General features: G+C 61.6%; 7 protein-coding genes, 1 tRNA gene and 1 pseudogene. 2 read left to right on the top strand and 7 right to left on the bottom strand.

The features are described from left to right. The coding region (locus EOA86_RS14475; protein ID WP_164891750.1) for a DNA-processing protein DprA at positions 1-633 on the top strand (633 nt) is incomplete at its 5' end. A 199-nt stretch (positions 634-832) separates the two neighbouring features. On the opposite strand, the gene EOA86_RS14470 is transcribed toward EOA86_RS14475, so the two are convergent. Further along, positions 833-908: transfer RNA gene (locus EOA86_RS14470), tRNA-Lys, on the bottom strand. Positions 909-1171: 263 nt separating this feature from the next. On the opposite strand from EOA86_RS14470, the gene EOA86_RS14465 reads away from it, so the two are divergent. Beyond that, the gene (locus EOA86_RS14465; protein WP_065009644.1) at positions 1172-1726 is read left to right on the top strand and encodes a BA14K family protein; all 555 of its coding nucleotides are present in this window, start codon (positions 1172-1174) and stop codon (positions 1724-1726) included. Between the two features lie 83 nt (positions 1727-1809). On the opposite strand, the gene glpK is transcribed toward EOA86_RS14465, so the two are convergent. The 6 genes and pseudogenes from glpK to EOA86_RS40265 form a co-directional block, all read right to left on the bottom strand. After that, a complete protein-coding gene (gene glpK / locus EOA86_RS14460; RefSeq protein ID WP_065009559.1) occupies positions 1810-3303 on the bottom strand; it encodes a glycerol kinase GlpK in 1494 nt (497 codons plus the stop codon). 102 nt (positions 3304-3405) lie between these two features. Continuing rightward, the gene (locus EOA86_RS14455; RefSeq protein WP_128342247.1) at positions 3406-5130 is read right to left on the bottom strand and encodes an ABC transporter substrate-binding protein; all 1725 of its coding nucleotides are present in this window, start codon (positions 5128-5130) and stop codon (positions 3406-3408) included. 77 nt (positions 5131-5207) lie between these two features. Continuing rightward, entirely contained in the window at positions 5208-5489 is a 282-nt protein-coding gene (locus tag EOA86_RS14450; protein ID WP_065009557.1) for a DUF2160 domain-containing protein, read from the bottom strand. 66 nt (positions 5490-5555) lie between these two features. Then, positions 5556-6476, bottom strand: coding sequence for a carbohydrate ABC transporter permease (locus EOA86_RS14445; protein WP_203546849.1), 921 nt, complete (start codon positions 6474-6476; stop codon positions 5556-5558). 1 nt (position 6477) lies between these two features. Continuing rightward, the gene (locus tag EOA86_RS14440) at positions 6478-7344 is read right to left on the bottom strand and encodes a sugar ABC transporter permease (protein ID WP_095520419.1); all 867 of its coding nucleotides are present in this window, start codon (positions 7342-7344) and stop codon (positions 6478-6480) included. 2 nt (positions 7345-7346) lie between these two features. Continuing rightward, a pseudogene (locus EOA86_RS40265) lies at positions 7347-7514 on the bottom strand (ABC transporter ATP-binding protein); the annotation flags it as partial.

The following is a 7514-nucleotide window of genomic DNA, read 5'->3' as shown; positions in this document are numbered from 1 at the left end:
GGCAGCCTTGCGACCGGCACGATCGGCGTGCTGGCCGGCGGCCTCGACCTGCCCTACCCGCCCGAGAATGCCGAACTCTGTAACGAGATTGCCGAGCGCGGCGGCGCCATCATTTCAGAGATGCCGTTCGGATGGCAGCCGCGCGCCCAGGATTTTCCGCGCCGCAACCGCCTCGTCGCAGGTGCTGCATTGGGGCTGGTCGTGGTCGAGGCGGCGCAACGCTCCGGCTCGGTGATCAGCGCCAGGCTTGCCGGCGAGATGGGCCGGCTGGTCTTCGCCGTCCCCGGCTCGCCGCTCGATCCGCGCGCCGCCGGCACCAACGCCTTGCTCAAGGACGGCGCCACCCTGGTCACCGAAGCATCGGACATTACCGGTGCGATCGCGCCGCTGGTCGGCGCACTGGCGCCAAGGACGCCGCCACTTGGAGAGCCGCCTGACTTTTCGGCAACACCGCCACCCGGCGAAGACGACCGCGCCCGCGTCCTCGAAGCGCTTGGCCCAACGCCGGTGGCGGTCGACGAAATCATCCGCCACACCGGCCTGCATCCCGCCCAGGTTTTCATGGTGCTGCTGGAACTCGACCTCGCCGGCCGGCTGGAGCGCCACGCCGGCGGGAATGTCTCGGTGGTATAATCGGGGCGATTCTTGAAGAACCTGGCTCGACGCCGCTAGAAAACCCAAGGCGTTCATAAAGCACCTCGCTTTAGACGGGGAACAGGAAGCGAACGGCTCGTGCGGCTTTTTGCAGTCGCACGGGTCGCAACAGTCGCACAGGTTCCGGCTCTGCTCCAGCAGCCAAAACGCTAACATATTGATGTCCCACGTGAAAAAATGGTGAGCGCGCAGGGATTCGAACCCTGGACCTACTGATTAAAAGTCAGTTGCTCTACCGGCTGAGCTACGCGCTCCCGCGGGCTCAGAATGCCGCCCTCGAAATTGCGCGGAACATAGGGAGAGTGCCGCGACCGGTCAACCGGAAAAAGAGGGCTTGCAAGCCGGGCTTTTCGCGGTCTCCTGACGCCTCGCAAACCGTGTCGACAAGATCGGCGTGGCTGTCTCGCACGAAAGCCGAGATGCATTACAAATCAGCAGCTTGCTATTTCTCGCGGAACAATTGCGCAACCTGCCCGTTTTTATCGGCACAAGGGACGACGCGTTCAAGGAGAAGACCATGAACAGGATCATGTCGGGCTTGCTGGCGACCGCGCTGTCAGCGTCATTCGCTGTAGCAGAGATCGTGCCCGTCAACGCCCAGCCCATCTACGTGCCGCTAGGCCAGAATGTCTCGTCGGATGTCCAGACCGTCGACCACAGGCGTTGGAGGCGTTTCGACGGCGATCGCGATTTTTCACGCCGCGATTTCCGTCGCGACTTCCGCCGCGGCGACTTCCGCCGTGATTTCCGTCGCGATTTTGCCCGTCGCGATTTTTCCCGCCGCGATTTTCGTCGTTTCGCCGGTGATGATTTCAGGTATTGGCGCGGCTATCGCGGCTATCGCTATTATCGCCCCGGCTATCGTCGCTACAACGACTACTGGTTCCCGCTGGCGGCCTTCGCCACTGGCGCGCTGATCACCGGCGCGATCATCAACAACCAGTACCGCCCCGTCTATCGAGGCGGTTCACACGTGGAGTGGTGCTACAGCCGCTACAGATCCTACCGGGCGTATGACAACACGTATCAGCCTTACTACGGCCCCCGCCGGCAGTGCATCTCGCCCTATTGATACGCCGGGCAGAGTTGAACAAAGATTGTTGAAGAGCCTGCGCCGGCACCGGCGCAGGCTTTTTGGTGCGCGAATCTAAGAATCTAAATCGTGCTTAGCGTCCTGCGCACGGCGTCGCGCCAGCCGGCGAGTTTTGCGGAACGGACCGAAACATTCATATCCGGCTGAAACCGCCGTTCGAGCGCCCAGCTCTTGGCGAATTCCCTTGTCTTCGGCCAGACACCCGCCTTCGAGCCGGCCAGCCATGCCGCGCCAAGCGCCGTCGTCTCCAGGATGGTCGGACGGTCGACCGGCGCATCGAGGATGTCGGCCAGCCGCTGCAAGGTCCAGTTCGACGCCACCATCCCGCCATCGACCCTGAGAACGGTCTTCGCTGACGAGCCCTTCCAGTCCTTGCGCATCGCGTCGAGCAGGTCACGCGTCTGGAAGGCCACGGATTCCAATGCGGCCCGGGCAAATTCAGCCGGGCCCGAATTCCGGGTCAGCCCGAAGATGGCGCCGCGCGCCTCGGCGTCCCAATGCGGCGCGCCAAGCCCAACGAAAGCCGGCACTAGATACACCTCTTGAGTCGGGTCGGCGCTCGCCGCCAGCACGCCGCTCTGCTCGGCCTTGCCGATCACCTTGATGCCGTCGCGCAGCCATTGCACGGCCGCACCAGCGATGAAGATCGAGCCTTCCAGCGCATAAGTGGTCTTGCCGTTCAGCCTGTAGGCAATGGTCGTCAACAACCGGTTCTTCGAGCGCACCAGATCGCTGCCGGTGTTGAGCAGCGCGAAGCAGCCGGTGCCATAGGTGGACTTCATCATGCCCGGCTCGAAACAGGCTTGGCCGATGGTCGCCGCATGCTGGTCGCCAGCCACGCCGAGGATTCTTATCTCTGCACCGAACAGGCTTTTCTCTGTGATTCCATAGTCGTCAGCGCAATCCTTCACCTGCGGCAGCATTTTTCCCGGTATGCCGAGAATGGCCAGAAGCTCGTCGTCCCAGGCATTCTTTTCGATGTTGTAGACCAGCGTTCGCGAGGCATTGGTGGCATCGGTAGCGTGAACCTTGCCGCCGGTCAGCCGCCAGATCAGAAAGCTGTCGATAGTGCCGGCCAGCAATTCGCCCTTGGCGGCGCGTTTCCTCGCGCCCTTCACCTTGTCCAGCATCCAGGCGATCTTGGTGCCGGAGAAATAGGGATCGAGCAGCAGGCCGGTCTTTCTGGTGAACTTCTTCTCCAGTCCCTGCTTCTTCAATTTCTGGCACAGCGGCGCGGTGCGGCGGTCTTGCCAGACAATCGCGTTATGGATCGGCTTGCCGGTCGCCCTGTCCCAGATGACGACGGTCTCGCGCTGGTTGGTAATGCCGATCGCCGCGACATCCGACGCATCGCGGCCGGCGCTGTTCATCGCAGCCTTCACCGTCGCCACGACACTCGACCAGATTTCCTCCGGATCGTGCTCGACCCAGCCGGAAGCCGGATAATGCTGGGTAAATTCCTTCTGCCCGCTGCCTACGACCTTCATTTCGGGATCGAACAAGATCGCCCGGCTCGATGTCGTTCCCTGGTCAATTGCAAGGATAAAGCCACTCATTCTCACTCCCTCAGCCCCACTCCCTTGGCGCAAACAGGGGAGACGGCACGATGCCGCCTCCCCCGATTGTAGCGATGCGGGCGCGAACGCCCGGATCGATGCTCAGTTGCTCCAGCTCTTGACCAGCTCGTCGTAGTTGATGGTCTGCGCCTTGTCCTTCTCCGGCTCGATCTTCAGCTGCGGCGCGAGATTGCCTTTGGAGACGGCATCAGCGTTCCACTCTTCGAGGGTCTTTTCCTCGGCGAGCTTCGGTCCGATGTCGCCCCGCACGCCGGCGCGCTCGAGGCGCTCAAGCACCTTTTCCTGCTCGGCGCAGAGCGAGTCCATCGCCTCCTGCGGGGTTTTGGCACCCGACGAGGCGTCGCCGATCGCCTGCCACCAAAGCTGTGCCAGCTTCGGATAGTCAGGAACGTTCGTACCCGTCGGCGACCACTGGACGCGGGCCGGCGAGCGGTAGAACTCGATCAGGCCGCCGAGCTTCGGGGCGCGGTCCGTGAAGCTCTTGTGCTGGATCGTACTCTCGCGGATCAGCGTCAGGCCGACATGGCTTTTCTTCACGTCCACGGTCTTCGAGGTGACGAACTGCGCGTAAAGCCAGGCGGCCTTGGCGCGGTCATCAGGCGTCGACTTGAGGAGCGTCCAGGAACCAACGTCCTGGTAGCCGAGCTTCATGCCGTCCTTCCAGTAGACGCCATGCGGCGACGGAGCGAAGCGCCATTTTGGCGTACCGTCCTCGTTCACGACGGGAAGGCCGTCCTTCACCATATCGGCGGTGAAGGCCGTGTACATGAACATCTGCTGGGCAATTTCGCCCTGCGCCGGCACCGGTCCGGATTCCGAGAAGGTCATGCCCTGGGCCGCGGCCGGAGCGTAGGCCTTCATCCAGTCGAGATATTTCTGGATGGCATAGACCGACGCCGGACCGTTGGTGTCGCCGCCCCGAGCCACGCAGGAGCCGACCGGCCGCGACTTCTCGTCGACCTTGATGCCCCATTCGTCGACCGGAAGACCGTTCGGCAGCCCCTTGTCGCCATTGCCGGCCATCGAAAGCCAGGCATCGGTGAAGCGCCAGCCGAGCGACGGGTCCTTCTTGCCGTAGTCCATGTGGCCGTAGACCTTTTTGCCGTCGATCTCGCGGCCGGTGAAGAATTCGGCGATGTCCTCATAGGCTGACCAGTTGACCGGCACGCCGAGGTCGTAGCCGTACTTCGCCTTGAAGTCCGCCTTGTTCTTCTCGTCGTTGAACCAGTCGTAGCGGAACCAGTAGAGGTTCGCGAACTGCTGGTCGGGCAGCTGATAAAGATCGCCGTCCGGAGCCGTCGTGAACTTGGTGCCGATGAAGTCGGCGAGATCGAGGTTCGGGGTGGTGACGTCCTTGCCCTCGTTCGCCATCCAGTCGGTCAGGCTGCGCGCCTGCTGGTAGCGCCAATGGGTGCCGATCAGGTCGGAGTCGTTGACATAGGCATCATAGACGTTTTCGCCCGACTGCATCTGCGTCTGCAGCTTCTCGACGACATCGCCTTCGCCGATCAGATCATGCGTGATCTTGATGCCGGTTATGTCGGCGAACGCCTTGGCCAGCGTCTTCGATTCGTACTCGTGCGTCGTGATGGTTTCCGAGACGACCTTGATGTCCATGCCCGCAAAGGGTTTTGCGGCATCGATGAACCACTGCATCTCGGCTTCCTGGGCAGCGCGATCGAGCGTCGACATGTCCTTGATCTCGGCGTCGAGAAACGCCTTGGCTTCGTCCATTCCGGCATAGGCGTTGCCTGCCCCGAGCAACAGGACAAGCGCAGTCGTTGATGTCAAAAATTGCCGTCTCATGTGTTTCCTCCACTGTTTCAGTTTTAAGTGCGATCGGAGCAGCCGCCGGCACGCGGCCGCTCCAACAGTTTCCCCCTCTATACGTAGCGGAACACGCCGATGGCGTAGACCACGGAGAGAGCGAGAGCCCACCACAGGTTGGGTCCGACAAGACCCAGCCAAGCGAGATGGATAAAGGCGCTGCCAAGCAGCGATAGAAAGAGACGGTCGCCGCGCGTTGTCTCGAACCGCAGCACGCCGACCCGCGGACTGCCGCCCGGCGAGACGTACTCCCAGATCGCCATGCCGCAGAGCAGCGCCAGGATCGTGATGAAAAAGATCGCCGTCGGCAACGTCCATGCCATCCAGGTGAGATTCATGTCACATCCCTCCCAGGGCAAAGCCCTTGGCGATGGTGTTGCGTATGAACTCGTGCGTTCGTTTCATCACACCCTCCCCAAGGCAAAGCCTTTGGCGATGTAGTTGCGGACGAACCAGATCACGAGCGCGCCCGGAAGGATGGTGAGCACGCCGGCTGCGGCCAGCACGCCCCAGTCGAGGCCCGAGGCCGAGACGGTGCGCGTCATGATCGCGGCGATCGGCTTGGCGGCGGTCGTGGTCAACGTCCGCGCGATCAGCAGTTCGACCCACGAGAACATGAAGCAGAAGAAGCAGGCCACGCCTACACCGCTCGCGATCAGCGGCATGAATATCCTCAGGAAGAAGCGTGGGAAGGAATAGCCGTCGATATAGGCGGTCTCGTCGATTTCCTTCGGCACGCCCGACATGAAGCCTTCAAGAATCCAGACCGCCAGCGGCACGTTGAATAGGCAGTGCGCCAGCGCCACCGCGATGTGCGTGTCGATCAGGCCGAAAGCCGAATAGAGCTGGAAGAACGGCAGCGCGAACACCGCCGGCGGCGCCATGCGGTTGGTGAGCAGCCAGAAGAACAGGTGCTTGTCGCCGAGAAAACGGTAGCGCGAGAAGGCATATGCTGCCGGAAGCGCCACGGCGACCGAAATCACCGTGTTCATAACCACATAGATGATGGAGTTGATGTAGCCCCTGTACCAGGACGGATCATTGAAAATGACCGCGTAGTTAGCAAGCGTCGGGTTTCTCGGCCAAAGCGAGAAGGCGCCGAGAATCTCCTGGTTGTTCTTGAAGCTCATGTTGACCAGCCAGTAGATCGGCAACATCAGGAAGATGATGTAGATCGTTGGCACCAGCCACCAGAACCGTGACTCCTCACCCCGCCGCCGCATCTTGCGTGCCAGCGTGGCGTTCGCCGTCTGCGCTTCCGCTGTAGCGGGGGTTTGCCGCATCAGCGTTCGTTCGTTGGCCGTGGTTTCGTCGAGGTGTGCCATTTCACCGCTCCGCGTCGTAGGCTGTCATGACGGTGTAGAACACCCAGGACAGGAGCATGATAATCAGGAAATAGACGATCGACATGGCCGCCGCCTCACCGAGGTTGAACTCTCCGATGGCCAGCTTCACCAGGTCGATCGACAAGAAAGTGGTGGTGTTGCCGGGCCCGCCGCCGGTGACGACGAACGGCTCGGTGTAGATCATGAAACTGTCCATGAAGCGCAGCAGAACCGCGATCAGCAGCACACGGTTCATCTTGGGCAACTGGATATAGCGGAAGATCGCCCAGCGCGACGCCCCGTCGATCTTCGCCGCCTGGTAATAGGCGTCGGGGATCGAGACCAACCCTGCGTAGCAGAGCAGGACCACCAGGCTCGTCCAGTGCCAGACGTCCATGACGATGACGGTGACCCAGGCGTCGAACGGGTCGTTGACGTAGTTGTAGTCGAAGCCGAGCGCCCGCAGCGAATATCCGAGTAGACCGATGTCGACGCGGCCGAACACCTGCCAGATGGTGCCGACGACGTTCCACGGGATGAGCAGCGGCAACGCCATCAGCACCAGGCAGACCGGAACGCCCCAGCCCTTCTTCGGCATGTTGAGCGCAATGAAGATGCCGAGCGGAATCTCGATGATGAGGATGATGGCCGAGAACACCAGGTTGCGGCCCATCGCTTCCCAAAAACGGTCGGAATGCAGGATTTCTTCGAACCATTCCGAGCCCGCCCAGAAGAAGACGTTGTTGCCGAAAGTGTCTTGCACCGAATAATTCACGACCGTCATCAGCGGGATGATCGCCGAGAAAGCCACCAGCAAGAGCACCGGCAGCACCATGAACCAAGCCTTGTTGTTCCAGGTCCTTTCCATGCTCAGCCTCCGATCTCGACGCGCCAGGAATCGGCATAGATGTTGATGCCGGCCGGGTCGAAAGCGATCTTCGGATCGGCGGGAATGTCCTCGTCCTCGCCGACAATCGCCGCTATGTCGCGGCCTTCGAAACTGGCGCGCACCACCTTGTGGCGGCCGATATCCTCGAC

This window comes from Mesorhizobium sp. M5C.F.Ca.IN.020.32.2.1, from assembly GCF_004023105.1.
GTDB classification, from domain to species: Bacteria; Pseudomonadota; Alphaproteobacteria; order Rhizobiales; family Rhizobiaceae; genus Mesorhizobium; species Mesorhizobium wenxiniae.
This window is presented reverse-complemented; position numbering and strand designations above follow the sequence as displayed.